This window comes from Saccharolobus solfataricus, from assembly GCF_900079115.1.
Taxonomy (GTDB): domain Archaea; phylum Thermoproteota; class Thermoprotei_A; order Sulfolobales; family Sulfolobaceae; genus Saccharolobus; species Saccharolobus solfataricus.
Genome location: NZ_LT549890.1, coordinates 2,426,450 through 2,438,661, shown reverse-complemented (window position 1 = coordinate 2,438,661; position 12,212 = coordinate 2,426,450). Strand labels below are relative to the sequence as shown.

Here is a 12,212-nt window from a genome sequence, read left to right as displayed (position 1 = left end):
GCTACTTTATTTTTTTATATACCACTATATTTATCATGATTAGTGAAAGAACTGAGAAAAGTAGAGAATAGTATATATTAGCAAAGAATGTTAGAATGGAAGCAATACCTATGATTGAGTTTATTTCTATTTCCCTTATTATAAACGATAGGGGATCCGCAAGCCTCATTCCTTTTCCCTTAATAACGTTATTGTAAGATATGAAAAGACTTAGTTCAACACTGGTAATTGTTGATGGTAACATAATTAGGCTCAACGAGGCTCGATTAAAAAATGAGAAGATTAGCACATCTATCAGATAGATTATCAAAATAATTAATAGTTTTGAAATATAGGAACTCCTTAACCCTGCTGGTAGAGATAGTAATAGTTGCATTCCAGAAGCCTCAAGTAATATCAGCATTATAGAGGATGTCGTTATCATAAAGATTGTATAAAAGATGGCATAAACGGGTGCAAAAAATGAGAAAATAAGAGCAAATACAGGTATTGTTAGTAGGAAGCTGGCTTGAGGAACCCTAAGAAGACCCCTAATATCTTTATAAAGATATGTTATTAGTGGAGATCGTAACTTTATACTATATTTTGTTGAATATTGAGAATTAAGTCTAAACGATAAGAATTTTAAGGATTGTTTATAGGCAAAGAATACGGAAAGACCCGTGTATAGTAAGGAGATCAAAAGACCTTCAATATTCAAGAAACCAAAGGGAAAGATTGGTAGGATATAAGTGGGGATGGTGACATATTTGAAGGTAAGACCATAAGGTAGCATTATAAATACTATCCAAATCAGTGATGTTCCTATTCTAAATAGTGCAGAAGTTATTCCTAATCTTATTCTCTTTCCCAATAGCATTACTAACGCGAATGATAGTGAAAAGAAAAATATTATTTCAAGTTCAGCCATGAGGGCTTGTAAAACAGATGACGTTATCATGTAAGTGGAAATAGGAGCGATTACTATTGATGCTAGAAAGCCGTAGTAGAAAAATTCAAATATACCCCTAAATACGGCTCTATTCACATCTCTTTCAGATAGAGGAAGCGATAATAAGAAAGTTTTTAAATCATAGTTTGTAACAAAGAAAATTACATTTAATCCAGTAGTGAAAATATTGGCAAGTATAATTAAATCTAGAAATATAAAGGAAAAAGGGGCATCTTTATTTATTAGTGAAATAGATGCCGAAACTATTGTGGCTATAGTATATGCAATAATATTACTTATCTTAATTGTAACTGCATTCCTTCTGATTTTACTTATTGCATCAGGCTTTGGTGATAAGCCGAAAGATCTACTTGTGTACATTAAATAGATTATTTGCTTATAAACTACATCGTGAATCTTGACGTTGCTCATTCCAATCCCTTTAGTATATCCTTTATAGTCTCGTCTAATCCAGTAACGGAGAGGAAAACATCTTCAAGCGATCTTCCAGCTTCTCTAATGTTATCTGAGGAAGTTTCCATTACCATAATTCCTTTATTCATTATACCTATTCTATTACATATTTTTTCTGCAACCTCCATTATGTGGGTAGAGAACAGTACTCCACCTCCATTCTTAACGTGACTCTGGATTAGCTCTTTAAGAACTTTAACTGATAGGACATCTAATGCGTTAAAAGGTTCGTCAAGAATTAGTAATTTGGGCTCGTGAATTAAAGACAATAGTATGGAAACCTTTTGTCTATTACCCATAGATAAGGAAGCTATAGGTGTATTCATAAACATCTCTAACGAAAATGCCTTAACTAACGCATTTATTCTGTTTAGATCGTTGATACCTCTTAAACTTGCGACGAAACTTATTATCTCAGACGGTGTCATGTATTCATAGAGAGCCGGCTGTTCGGGTACATAACCAACATAATTTTTCACAAATTTCTCCTTATTACTTTTCCCTAAGATTTCTATGTTTCCCTCAAAAGGAACCATATCCATTATAGCCTTTAAAGTGCTACTTTTCCCAGCACCATTAGGTCCTAAAAGGCAATAAACTTCTGAGTTAACGGAGAAGTTTAATGAATTAACTGCGATAAAAGAACCATATCTCACTGTAAGGTTTCTAACATTCAAGAGCATTATGTAATATAAATTTACCACCTTATTATTAACCTTTAATCTAACCTTGCAAGCTAGCTCTGGCTCATAAATTTTGACAGTAATCTATTAACCTTCTCCTCTATTTTCTTTATTCTCCTCTCATTCGGATCGTCATCCTCATAAAATCCAAATAATCCTCTCATTTTCATAAATATTACATCTCCAAGTCTTTCTATCTTAGGTTCATATCCAATTTTAGTAATTCTATAGAGACCTTGCGCTTTTTCACTACCTATCGGTACTACCATAATACCGTTCTCCCTAAGTTGATCGTACAGTTTACAAGGGACTGTTGGCGCAGCTGCCCATATTATGATCCTATCATAAGGAGCCTCCTTATCATATCCTAGACTTCCATCAGTCTTAATTAATTTGATTCGCGGATATTTCGGCAGAAGAATATTTTTAGCGTATTCAAATATCGTATCATCAATTTCTAATGAGATAACGTTATTATCGCCAACAACTTCAGCCATTAACGCAGTATAATAACCTATGCCCGTACCTATCTCTAAAACTTTCTGAGTTTCTCCCAAATTAAGAATATCGAGCATATACATGCCTAAACTTAATGCAGTTGTCGTCACATTAGGCGTTATGTAAAAGGGCTTGTCTACATAATTAGGATCATATGCATATTTTTTCAGTAATTGTGGCAAAAAATCCTCCCTATTAACCTTTATAAACGCATTTGCTAATTTTGAATTCTTTATGGACCTTAATATGTCGTCTTTTGCACTCATACTTATTAACTATTTAAAGATGATTTTTAATAAATATGTTGATAACTCCTCAACTTAACTGAGAATACCTTGTAAGCCTTAAAATTTAAATAACAGGCATGTTTCATTTCCTTATATGATGGAAAACAGTGAAAAGTTATGGAATTTTATTTCGGATATTTATTCTTCAATCCTTAGACACCCATTTATTCTTGAATTGGTTGAAGGAATTCTAAGCAGAGATAAATTCAAGTACTATATAATCCAGGATTATCTGTATTTAAGGGAATTCTCTAAGGCATTGGCTTTATTAGCGGCAAAGGCAGAAGATGAGGAACAAACATTGTTGTTTACGACGCACATACAAGATGCCATTAAGGTAGAAAAGGCGTTACATAAATTTTACATAAAGGAATTTAATTTAGATATAGAAGATTATGAGATGAGCCCAACTAATCTAGCCTATACATCTTACTTGCTTGCAGTAGCTTATTCAAGACCTTTTAATGAGGTAATATCTGCAGTATTGCCTTGCTATTGGATATATATGAAGGTAGGAAAGGAATTGCTTAAACAAGGATCTAAAGATAAATATTATCAAAAGTGGATAGAAACGTACGGTGGAGAAGAATATGAAAAGGGAGTTAGAGCAGTATTAGATATTGTGAATAGCTTGAAAGTTAGTGAAGAGGAATTTAACAAGATGAAGATTCATTTTAGAACTGCATCTATATATGAATACATGTTTTGGGACTCTGCGTATAGATTAGAGAGGTTTCCTTTTCCTACAGAAAAAAATAAAGGAGTGTAACTAACTTACCTTTTATGGATAAACTGCTACTTCATGTAGGCCCTACTACTATCAAGGAAGATGTTTTAGTTGCGGGGCTTGAAAATAACGTTGGCTTTACTTCTAAAGAATTCGTAGAAGCACTGGCATATTCGCTAAAGGGATTAAGATATGTAATGGGTGCAAGTAAGAACTATCAGCCATTAATAATCCCTGGAGGTGGAACATCTGCTATGGAAAGTGTTACATCATTGCTCAAACCTAATGATAAAATACTAGTAGTTTCGAATGGAGTTTTTGGTGATAGATGGGAGCAAATATTCAAGAGATATCCAGTTAATGTAAAGGTATTAAGACCTTCTCCTGGCGATTACGTTAAACCAGGGGAGGTTGAGGAAGAAGTTAGGAAGAGTGAGTATAAGTTAGTTGCCTTGACTCACGTAGAGACTAGCACCGGAGTTAGAGAGCCAGTAAAGGATGTGATAAATAAAATAAGAAAATACGTAGAGCTGATAGTGGTAGACGGTGTTTCAAGCGTTGGGGCTGAGGAAGTTAAGGCTGAAGAATGGAATGTCGACGTTTATCTGACAGCCAGTCAAAAGGCATTGGGTTCGGCAGCTGGTTTAGGCTTGCTATTACTTTCTCCTAAGGCTTTATCAATATTGGATTCCCAAAATTCAATCGCCGGGTATTATCTGGATTTAAGAAATTGGCTACCAGTTATGAGAGGGGCTGAAGAAGGTAAGGCTGCTTATTTTGCTACTCCTCCAGTTCATGTAATTTTACAATTAGCCGAAGCCTTTAGACTGATAGAGAAAGAAGGTATAGAAAATAGAATAAAAAGACACACAATGGTAGCTAGCGCAATTAGGGCTGGCTTAGAAGCTTTAGGATTAGAGATAGTAGCCAGAAGACCAGAGTCTTATAGTAATACTGTAACTGGAGTAATCCTAAAGGTTGCGGACCCACAAAAGGTTCTCGCGGGGACCGTTAATGAGGGGGTAGAATTTGCACCTGGAGTCCATCCTGCATTTAAATATTTCAGAATAGGTCATATGGGCTGGGTAACGCCCAACGATGCGATAATTGCAATAAGTGTCATTGAGAGAACCCTAAGGAAATTAGGTGAACCTATAAGGTTTGGTGAAGGAGTAAAGGCAGTTGAAGAGGTTCTATTCTCAGCCCGCTGAAAGTATATCATCAATCTAAATCCCCGAAAATATCATCACTCCCAGTTTTTAAGATAATACCACTAAATATTATAAATATGACTGATGTAAGTGGTAACAATATTACATTTAATGACATACTACAATACGAGATTATTAAAAGAACTTATCAAAATATTATAACTAAACTTAACTCTAGAAATTTAAAAACATTAAAAGAAGGATTAAAAGAACTATTGAACTTCGTAAGAGATATAAAGAATAATATATTAGATAAGAGATTGAGAAGAGCGATTCAATACCAACAGAAATTAGCTAAAAGATTGCTCTTAATTATAAACATAAGGTACGCAATATTCTTCATCTACAAAATACTAGTTAACACTTTAGTATCTAGACTTTATGAATCTATAAAGACGTTATTAGAAGAAGTAAGCAACCATGTTAGATATTGAGCAGTGATTCCTTAAGACACTCTTCTACTATTTTAGCATCACTTTCTGGGATAGGTCTCTTGAGGTTTGCTGGAGCATTTCTAAGGTATTTAGCTATTTGTCCCTTATCTTCAATAAATCTAATCTTATCTAAAATTTTTTTCATATCACACTCTCCAATTACCACAGGCTCAACTTTAACCCTATAAATGTATATTCCTTTATTTCTCACTGTCTCCTCTGGATATATTGGCGTCTGATCCTCATACCAGTTTGAAAGCACTTTTACGATACCGACAATCTTTCCTCCATATCGTTTCGCATAGTACTTACTAACGTATATAATAATGTAGTCACCTTCTTTTATGAACTCCTCTAGGTTTTCTTTGTATCCATATATTCCTTTATCTCTAATTACGTCCCACATGTCCTCTTGTATTGGTACTAACCAGTAGGTCACAGAATGCAATAGTATTTTAAGAATATAAAATTTACTAAACCCCTTAGTTAAGGGCATTATCTTACTCAACGCCATTCTGACCCCTCCCTGCCTCTAGAAGGGGCGAGGCTTGCCTTTCTTCTGTCATCAGTTCAGACAAACTGTAAAGTTTATATGCTTTTCATGATAGCTTCTCACAGTGAAGCGCTAGCCAATGGGGCAAATACCCCGACGAGCTAGTGCTGAAAATGCTAAAGATGTGCGGTGTTCTATATAGGTTTGTCCATGACTTCAGTGAAGTCCAAGAGCTGAGGATTGATATTAAATATCGTGAAATCCTATGAAGTCTAAACCCTCCTCTTTACTAAACAATAATACTAAAGGAAAGCATTTTTAAGTAAAGTACCTAATTTTTATGTAGTGAATAAGGTTCAACTTATATCTTATATTGCAATCTCCTTATCGATTTTAGGTATTATTTTAAGTATTATAGCGATAATTATGGCAATGAGGAGCCATTAGTCTAGTTTGAAAGGAAAAGTTATAAACATAGAGAGTGATATCACAAGTTGGTTAAGAATAATGATAGGTTGTAAAGATACGTCTTGTGTTAAAGATACGTTAAATGCGCTCCTTAATAGATATGGTATAGGAAAAAATATTACAGAAATAGTATTGGAAAATATAGATGGACTCGCAACTTATAAAGATAATAAAGTAATCATAAATGTGTTAAAGTATGATGAAATAGCAAATGAGGCTTCAGGTCAAAGTGAAATAGTGTCAGCATTTCTTCTTTTGTCATCCTTATACAGCTTAGTTGGAACAAAAAGAATGGAGGAAATAATTAGAAATGAGTATGGAAAAGAATCACCAATATATAAACTCTATGAGATATTATTTAAATAAAATTAGGCAATTTGTAAAAGAAAACTATGATAAAGAATTGGAGTTGGATGTTAGATACTATTCGGACTTTGACGGAAGTAGATTGATGAAACTAATTGATAAGAGCTTGCTAATAAACGTAATAAGATTGGAAGGATTGTGCATGGAAATAAAAGACTGCGCTCTGTTTTCTGCAGCAATATATCTTTACGTATATTTCTCGTTAATTAGATTTGAGAACAATGAAATAAAGGACATTTGTAAAAATAATTTTCCAGAACTTTACATATACCTATTGAAAATAGCTACGAAGAGATCGCCCTCAATGCACTTGTAATAAAGTCCTCAACAACCTTTTCAGGCTCTTTAGCCTTCATAACAGCACTTGCTACACCTATTCCATGAGCTCCAAGCTTCAACGCCTTATAAACATCCTCACCAGTAGTAATTCCAGCCCCTGCTATTAGATATATTCCCTCGGACTTTCTTATCTCATCTACAGCTCTAGTTATTACCTCAGGTTTAGCCTTCGAAACTGAGACACCAGTTCCTATCAATTCTGGGGGCTCTATTAAAATTGCGTCAGGTTTCAGCAAACTAAAGGGATATACCAATTCATATCTGTCAACACATAATATACTCTTTAAACCTAATTTTTTGGTCCTTTTTAGCACATCATCTATTTCATCAGCTCTTAGACGTCTCTCACTGTGATTTATTAAAGTACCCTTAGCACCTGCATCTTTTACCATTTCTGGTAATATCGCTCCAGTAAATGCTCCTAAAGGTACTGGGTCTACATGTTCAGCATAAATTGGTAAATCTACTTCCTGAGACATTCTATATATCATGGTGGCTGGTGTTGACAATATGATTTCAACTGAGTACTCTTTACTTATTTTTTCTATTTTTTTACCTAAATTTACTGCTTTATCACCAAACGAGTTCTCGTATGCCTTAAAGTTTATTATAATAATAGGAGGTTTCACAATAAGAAGATAATAAGGGAAATAAATATGTATTGTGGAATCGATCTGGCAGTAAGAAGAAAGACTGCAGTAGCAATACTCATAGACAACGAGATAAAAATCATCGAACTAGTAACAAACGAGGAAATTATTGAAAGTTGTAAGGTAGCGAAAATTACTGCCATAGATTCTCCTCTTTCTTATCACAACGGTTTTAGAAATGTAGATAAGGAAATGATAAAAAGAAAACTGAGGGTATTGCCTCCATCCTTCATGAAAACCCTCGTGCAAAGGGCTATCCAATTGAAGGAAAAATTATATAATGTAATTGAGACTCATCCAACATCTTCCATGAAGATTGTAGGTTTGAATTGGAAAGACTTACATGAAATTAAGGATTATGTGGATGCTGCATTGTGTGCAATGGCTGCTATGGCTTACGATTTAGGATACGCAGAGGAAATAAGAGCTGATGATGGGATTATTTACCTGGTATCTAAAAGATTTCCTTTTGAACTAAAAAGAAAAAATTACTTTGAGTTCTACTTGAAAGGACCTAAATGAGGCAATGCAATCCCTATTAGCCCTAGGATAAATAGTATTATGAATGCAACTATTATTGCTAAAATTGCTATACCTAACGCTTGTAACCAGCCAGTGTTAAAGACTACCTTGTATACTCCTAGAAATGCTATAAATCCTATTATTACTCCAATTATTGGAGATATAAGTGAGAATAATGCAGTGAAAATTGCATAAACTATTACTCCAATTAACGTTGCCAACATTGCTCTACCAAACGTGGCAGTTCTTGGTGTAACTATTTTTCCAGCTATCCACGTGGGTATTGAAACCACTATCCACGCTACTATAAAGGCTATAACAGAACCTATTAGACCTACTATTAAAGGCATCTATGTATATTTTAGAGAAAAGAATAAAAAAGACTTATCGTTTATCTATAGAAACATACTCTTGATATTCTGGTCCAACATATAAGGCTCTTGGTCTAATAAGTCTGTGCTGTTCCTCTACATATTCTATTATATGTGCTAACCAACCTAAAGTTCTCGATAAGGCAAATAAGGCAGTAAACATGTATACTGGAAATCCTAAAGCGTAGAAGACTATTCCAGAATAGAAATCAGTGTTAGGATAGATTCCCTTGCTAGAAAATTGCTTAATTCCCAACTCCTCAAGTTTTTGAGCTATCTCAAAATATCTCCTTGCATCAGCATTCCTTTCAATTAGCGTTAAGGCTAGTTTCTTAAATATCTTTGCCCTGGGATCATAAGTCTTGTAAACTCTATGACCAAATCCCATTAGTCTATTCTTCTGATTCACTACCTTATCATTAAACCAGTTTTGTACTCTATTTGGATCACCTATTTCAATGAATTGCTTAAAAGCCTCTTCAGCTGCTCCACCATGTAATGGACCTTTTAACGCAGCTAAGGCTGCAGTAAGGGAAGAATACATATCCGACAAAGTGGATGCTGCAACAAGTGCTGCCGTTGTCGATGCTGGCACTTCATGATCAGTATAAAGTATTAACGCCTTATCCATTGCGTTTATCTCATCTGTAGTAGGTTCCCTAGCGAAACTCGCTAAAAGAAAGCTTTTTGCAAAACTATCTGAGGGCTCTGGAATTCTTGGCTTATTACCCTCCTTTCTTCTATATACATTTGCTACTAGAGTAGCCATTTTAGCAATAATGCTAATTGCTTTTTCTTTATCGTTTTCCTTCCATTTAAAGTTCTTATCAATAGAGGCTAATGCTGCTGTTCCTACTTCTAAAAGACCTATTGCGTCTGCTTCTTTCGGCATAAGGTATATTGTGTCTAAAACTTCCTGAGGTACCTCGTATTCCTCATTAAGTTTAGCCTTTAAATCGTTTAATTCTTTCTTTGTAGGTAATTTTCCATAAAGCATTAAGTAGATAGTCTCTTCGTAACTGCCATAGTTAACTAGATCTTCAATATTATATCCTCTATACCTCAGTATTCCTTTCTCCCCATCTATGAATGTTAAATTTGTAACCTTTATAATAACATTCTCCAAACCTTTACTTACGACACTCATTAATCAGTCCCTCCTTCCCAATTTAACTCAGACCTAACTAAAAAATCTAGAACGTGTTTCTCATTTACTATGTCTTTTATAGACACAACACCAATAAGCTTACCTTCATCATCTACTACAACTATATGTCTTATGTTATTTTTAACCATCTTCTCTGCTATCTCCCCAATTGAAGAGTTAGATTTAACTGTTACTAACTTCCCAAAAGTTCCTAGGTTCTCCACTTTATCATTCAAATCTTTTCCACACGCTACTGCACGTAATACATCTCTCTCTGTAAATATTCCTACTGGATAATCTTTTTCATTAACAATTACCACAGATCCTATATTATTTTGATACATAATCTTACAAGCATCAATAGCCTTAGTACCTACCTTAACAACCACGGGAGATCTCTTAATTAAGCTTCTAGAAGTTATTGCCATAATTTAAATTTCATATATAAAAATTTAAAGCTTTCTAACGAGTTTTATACTACCTAATTCCTTGTCTAATCTCTCGTAGAAGAAGTAATCAATTATCTCATATTGCTGTTGCCTATTAATCATTTTATCTAATAAGTTGATTTGTGTTCCCTCTCTTAATAAAACCTCTAAGGCATCCTTCATCGCCTTAGCTGCTACCCTAAATATAGTAACAGGGAATATTACATATTTGTAACCCATCTCCTTAAACTCTTGAGCTTTAATGTAAGGGGTTTTACCAAATTCAGTCATATTAGCTAATAACGGGGCTTTTACCTCTTTAGCGAACTTAGTGAATTCCTCCTTACTGGTTAAAGCCTCTGGAAATATTATATCAGCTCCTGCCTCTAAATAAATCTTAGCCCTCTCTATTGCATCGTCAAGACCAATTACACCACGAGAATCTACTCTTGCTATTATTAAAGCATCTCTTCTAGCCTTTAAAGCAGCCTTTATCTTTTGAACCATTTCTAAAGGCTCCACGACCTCTTTACCCTCTAAGTGCCCACATTTCTTTGGCATTCTTTGATCCTCTATTTGAATAGCATCAGCACCTGCTTTTTCTAGGACTCTTACAGTTCTATAAACGTTCATTGCCTCACCAAACCCGGTATCTGAATCAACTATTATCGGGATATCAACAACTTCTTTAATTCTTCTTATCATCTCAGCAACTTCATCTAATGTTATTAAACCTATGTCTGGTAAGCCGTAAGATGATGTAAGAGCAGCACCTGATAAGTATACAGCCTTAAAACCTACCTTTTTTGCCAGAATTGCAGTAAAAGGATTAAAAACTCCCGGAACCATTAAGAAATCAGCTTCCCTTAATACTTGAGACAATCTCCTTCACCTTTAATTCTTCCATATTCCACAAAATATTTAACTCTTCCTTTCTACCTTTCAGCCTTAAGTATTTTTCTTCAACTTCAGCATCAGTCATTGGATTATTATAATATCCTCTAGGGTTCCTAACTTCGATCGTATCTTTACCCTTAGTGGTATAGATTGTGACCTTAACGGGTAGCTCCTTCGGATATATACTAGTATATTTTTCATCCTCAATAACAGTAATCTTTTTCATTAAATTTCTTATTTTTTCATTAAATATCATCTCTTTATCGTATGCGTCAAGCCAGAAATCCTTCTTAATTAAGGTATAAGCCAGGATGTAGGGCAGACTATGATCTGCTGTCTCCTTATTGGTAGGATTCCATTTCTCCTCATCTGCTATTATTGTCTTAGCTGCTTCATAGGTTTCGACTTCTATCTTAATTATATCATCAACGTTAACGTTAAAACTCTTCCCAGCTTCTACCACTGCCTCAGCATGATACTCCACTGGATATTTCTTTAAGCTGGTTTTAAGTATACCATCGTCCTCTAGGCGATTAAACACCGTAGAGTCAAAATCTTTTGCCACAACGTTTACAAAACCTAATCTACCTGAGAAAGGCTTTGAAGGGCTCGTCATTCCAAATTTAGCTAATAGCGCTCCAAAAACCGCTTTCCTTGAGGCATCTGCTGCTGCACCAGCCTTCCACATCGATAATTCCCCAGATCTAGTCTCTCTAAGTGCAATATTTGGTACTAATGTTAATGAAATAGCGTTAACAGTAGATTTTTCGTCCAATTTTAACATCTTAGCTAAACCTGCTGCAGCTCCAACTTGAAGGAAAGTCACGTGATCAAAACCTTTCTTTCTCAATGATGTTGCGTCGCATAACTTTACACCGACCTCATATCCTATAGCAACAGCTTCTATTACATCCTTCCCTTCTAAATTAAATAGGGAACCTAAGGATAAGAAAGCCCCTATCATGTCACTAGGATGTAGGGGCTCCTTTGAAAGGTAAGTATCATTAAAATCGAGATATCTAATTAAGAAAGTATTGTAAAATGCTGCGAAATCTGGAGTTGCATTTCCTCCAAAAAGTAGAGGTACAGAACCCAGAAAGTATGTTACCACGTTTTTGTTAACTAAATGAGGTGGGGAATTTAATGCTCCACGAGCTACTGCTATTGCATCAATTATTCTTCTTTTTGCCTCATGTATAACCTTTTCACTTAAATTTTGATAATTTACTGAACTCACAAATTCAGCAATCTTTTCAGCTATTTCCATAATAGAGTAAAATTAAAGG

The 12,212-nt window shown here is 34.7% G+C and carries 16 protein-coding genes; 6 read left to right on the top strand and 10 right to left on the bottom strand.

Annotated elements, in window-relative coordinates:
* Nucleotide 1: 1 nt before the first annotated feature.
* Genes SSOP1_RS13020 through SSOP1_RS13010 form a run of 3 tightly spaced genes read right to left on the bottom strand, consistent with a single transcriptional unit; the run spans nt 2 to nt 2,852 of the window.
* A complete protein-coding gene (locus SSOP1_RS13020; protein ID WP_009989316.1) occupies nt 2–1,363 on the bottom strand; it encodes a hypothetical protein in 1,362 nt (453 codons plus the stop codon).
* Nucleotides 1,360–2,088 carry an ABC transporter ATP-binding protein gene (locus SSOP1_RS13015; RefSeq protein WP_009989315.1) on the bottom strand — a complete coding sequence of 243 codons (729 nt, stop codon included), beginning with the start codon at nt 2,086–2,088 and terminating at the stop codon, nt 1,360–1,362. The genes SSOP1_RS13020 and SSOP1_RS13015 overlap by 4 nt, the downstream gene beginning before the upstream one ends.
* A 53-nt stretch (nt 2,089–2,141) precedes the next feature.
* A complete protein-coding gene (locus SSOP1_RS13010; RefSeq protein WP_009989313.1) occupies nt 2,142–2,852 on the bottom strand; it encodes a protein-L-isoaspartate O-methyltransferase family protein in 711 nt (236 codons plus the stop codon).
* A gap of 115 nt (nt 2,853–2,967) precedes the next feature.
* On the opposite strand from SSOP1_RS13010, the gene tenA reads away from it, so the two are divergent.
* The 3 genes from tenA to SSOP1_RS12995 all read left to right on the top strand — a co-directional run bounded on the left by tenA (nt 2,968) and on the right by SSOP1_RS12995 (nt 5,245).
* A complete protein-coding gene (tenA, locus tag SSOP1_RS13005; protein WP_009989312.1) occupies nt 2,968–3,642 on the top strand; it encodes a thiaminase II in 675 nt (224 codons plus the stop codon).
* A 14-nt stretch (nt 3,643–3,656) separates the two neighbouring features.
* Nucleotides 3,657–4,811, top strand: a complete 1,155-nt coding sequence (locus tag SSOP1_RS13000; RefSeq protein WP_009989311.1) for a pyridoxal-phosphate-dependent aminotransferase family protein — start codon at nt 3,657–3,659, stop codon at nt 4,809–4,811.
* A 77-nt stretch (nt 4,812–4,888) separates the two neighbouring features.
* Entirely contained in the window at nt 4,889–5,245 is a 357-nt protein-coding gene (locus SSOP1_RS12995) for a hypothetical protein (protein WP_009989309.1), read from the top strand.
* Here SSOP1_RS12995 and SSOP1_RS12990 read toward each other — a convergent pair.
* On the bottom strand, nt 5,235–5,759 hold the full coding sequence (locus tag SSOP1_RS12990; RefSeq protein WP_009989307.1) for an EVE domain-containing protein: 525 nt from the start codon (nt 5,757–5,759) through the stop codon (nt 5,235–5,237). The genes SSOP1_RS12995 and SSOP1_RS12990 overlap by 11 nt on opposite strands.
* 486 nt (nt 5,760–6,245) lie before the next feature.
* On the opposite strand from SSOP1_RS12990, the gene SSOP1_RS12985 reads away from it, so the two are divergent.
* A complete protein-coding gene (locus tag SSOP1_RS12985; protein ID WP_009989306.1) occupies nt 6,246–6,572 on the top strand; it encodes a hypothetical protein in 327 nt (108 codons plus the stop codon).
* Nucleotides 6,553–6,888 (top strand): hypothetical protein, encoded by a 336-nt coding sequence (locus tag SSOP1_RS12980; protein WP_009989305.1) that lies wholly within the window; start codon nt 6,553–6,555, stop codon nt 6,886–6,888. The genes SSOP1_RS12985 and SSOP1_RS12980 overlap by 20 nt, the downstream gene beginning before the upstream one ends.
* Here the strand turns inward: SSOP1_RS12980 and tpiA are convergent.
* The gene (tpiA, locus tag SSOP1_RS12975; protein ID WP_009989304.1) at nt 6,857–7,540 is read right to left on the bottom strand and encodes a triose-phosphate isomerase; all 684 of its coding nucleotides are present in this window, start codon (nt 7,538–7,540) and stop codon (nt 6,857–6,859) included. The two genes, SSOP1_RS12980 and tpiA, sit on opposite strands and share 32 nt — an antisense overlap.
* Nucleotides 7,541–7,567: 27 nt before the next feature.
* On the opposite strand from tpiA, the gene SSOP1_RS12970 reads away from it, so the two are divergent.
* Nucleotides 7,568–8,083 carry a DUF429 domain-containing protein gene (locus SSOP1_RS12970; protein ID WP_009989301.1) on the top strand — a complete coding sequence of 172 codons (516 nt, stop codon included), beginning with the start codon at nt 7,568–7,570 and terminating at the stop codon, nt 8,081–8,083.
* Here the strand turns inward: SSOP1_RS12970 and SSOP1_RS12965 are convergent.
* The 5 genes from SSOP1_RS12965 to SSOP1_RS12945 are packed head-to-tail and all read right to left on the bottom strand — an operon-like array spanning nt 8,062 to nt 12,193.
* The gene (locus SSOP1_RS12965; protein WP_009989300.1) at nt 8,062–8,433 is read right to left on the bottom strand and encodes a hypothetical protein; all 372 of its coding nucleotides are present in this window, start codon (nt 8,431–8,433) and stop codon (nt 8,062–8,064) included. The genes SSOP1_RS12970 and SSOP1_RS12965 overlap by 22 nt on opposite strands.
* A gap of 34 nt (nt 8,434–8,467) precedes the next feature.
* Nucleotides 8,468–9,601, bottom strand: coding sequence for a citrate synthase (gene gltA / locus SSOP1_RS12960; protein WP_009989299.1), 1,134 nt, complete (start codon nt 9,599–9,601; stop codon nt 8,468–8,470).
* Nucleotides 9,601–10,029: a CBS domain-containing protein gene (locus SSOP1_RS12955; protein ID WP_009989296.1), complete on the bottom strand. Its 429-nt coding sequence runs from the start codon at nt 10,027–10,029 to the stop codon at nt 9,601–9,603. Before SSOP1_RS12955 ends, gltA begins: the two co-directional genes overlap by 1 nt.
* Nucleotides 10,030–10,053: 24 nt before the next feature.
* Nucleotides 10,054–10,911 carry a methylisocitrate lyase gene (gene prpB / locus SSOP1_RS12950; RefSeq protein ID WP_009989295.1) on the bottom strand — a complete coding sequence of 286 codons (858 nt, stop codon included), beginning with the start codon at nt 10,909–10,911 and terminating at the stop codon, nt 10,054–10,056.
* Nucleotides 10,886–12,193, bottom strand: a complete 1,308-nt coding sequence (locus SSOP1_RS12945) for an MmgE/PrpD family protein (protein ID WP_009989294.1) — start codon at nt 12,191–12,193, stop codon at nt 10,886–10,888. Before SSOP1_RS12945 ends, prpB begins: the two co-directional genes overlap by 26 nt.
* Nucleotides 12,194–12,212 lie beyond the last annotated feature (19 nt).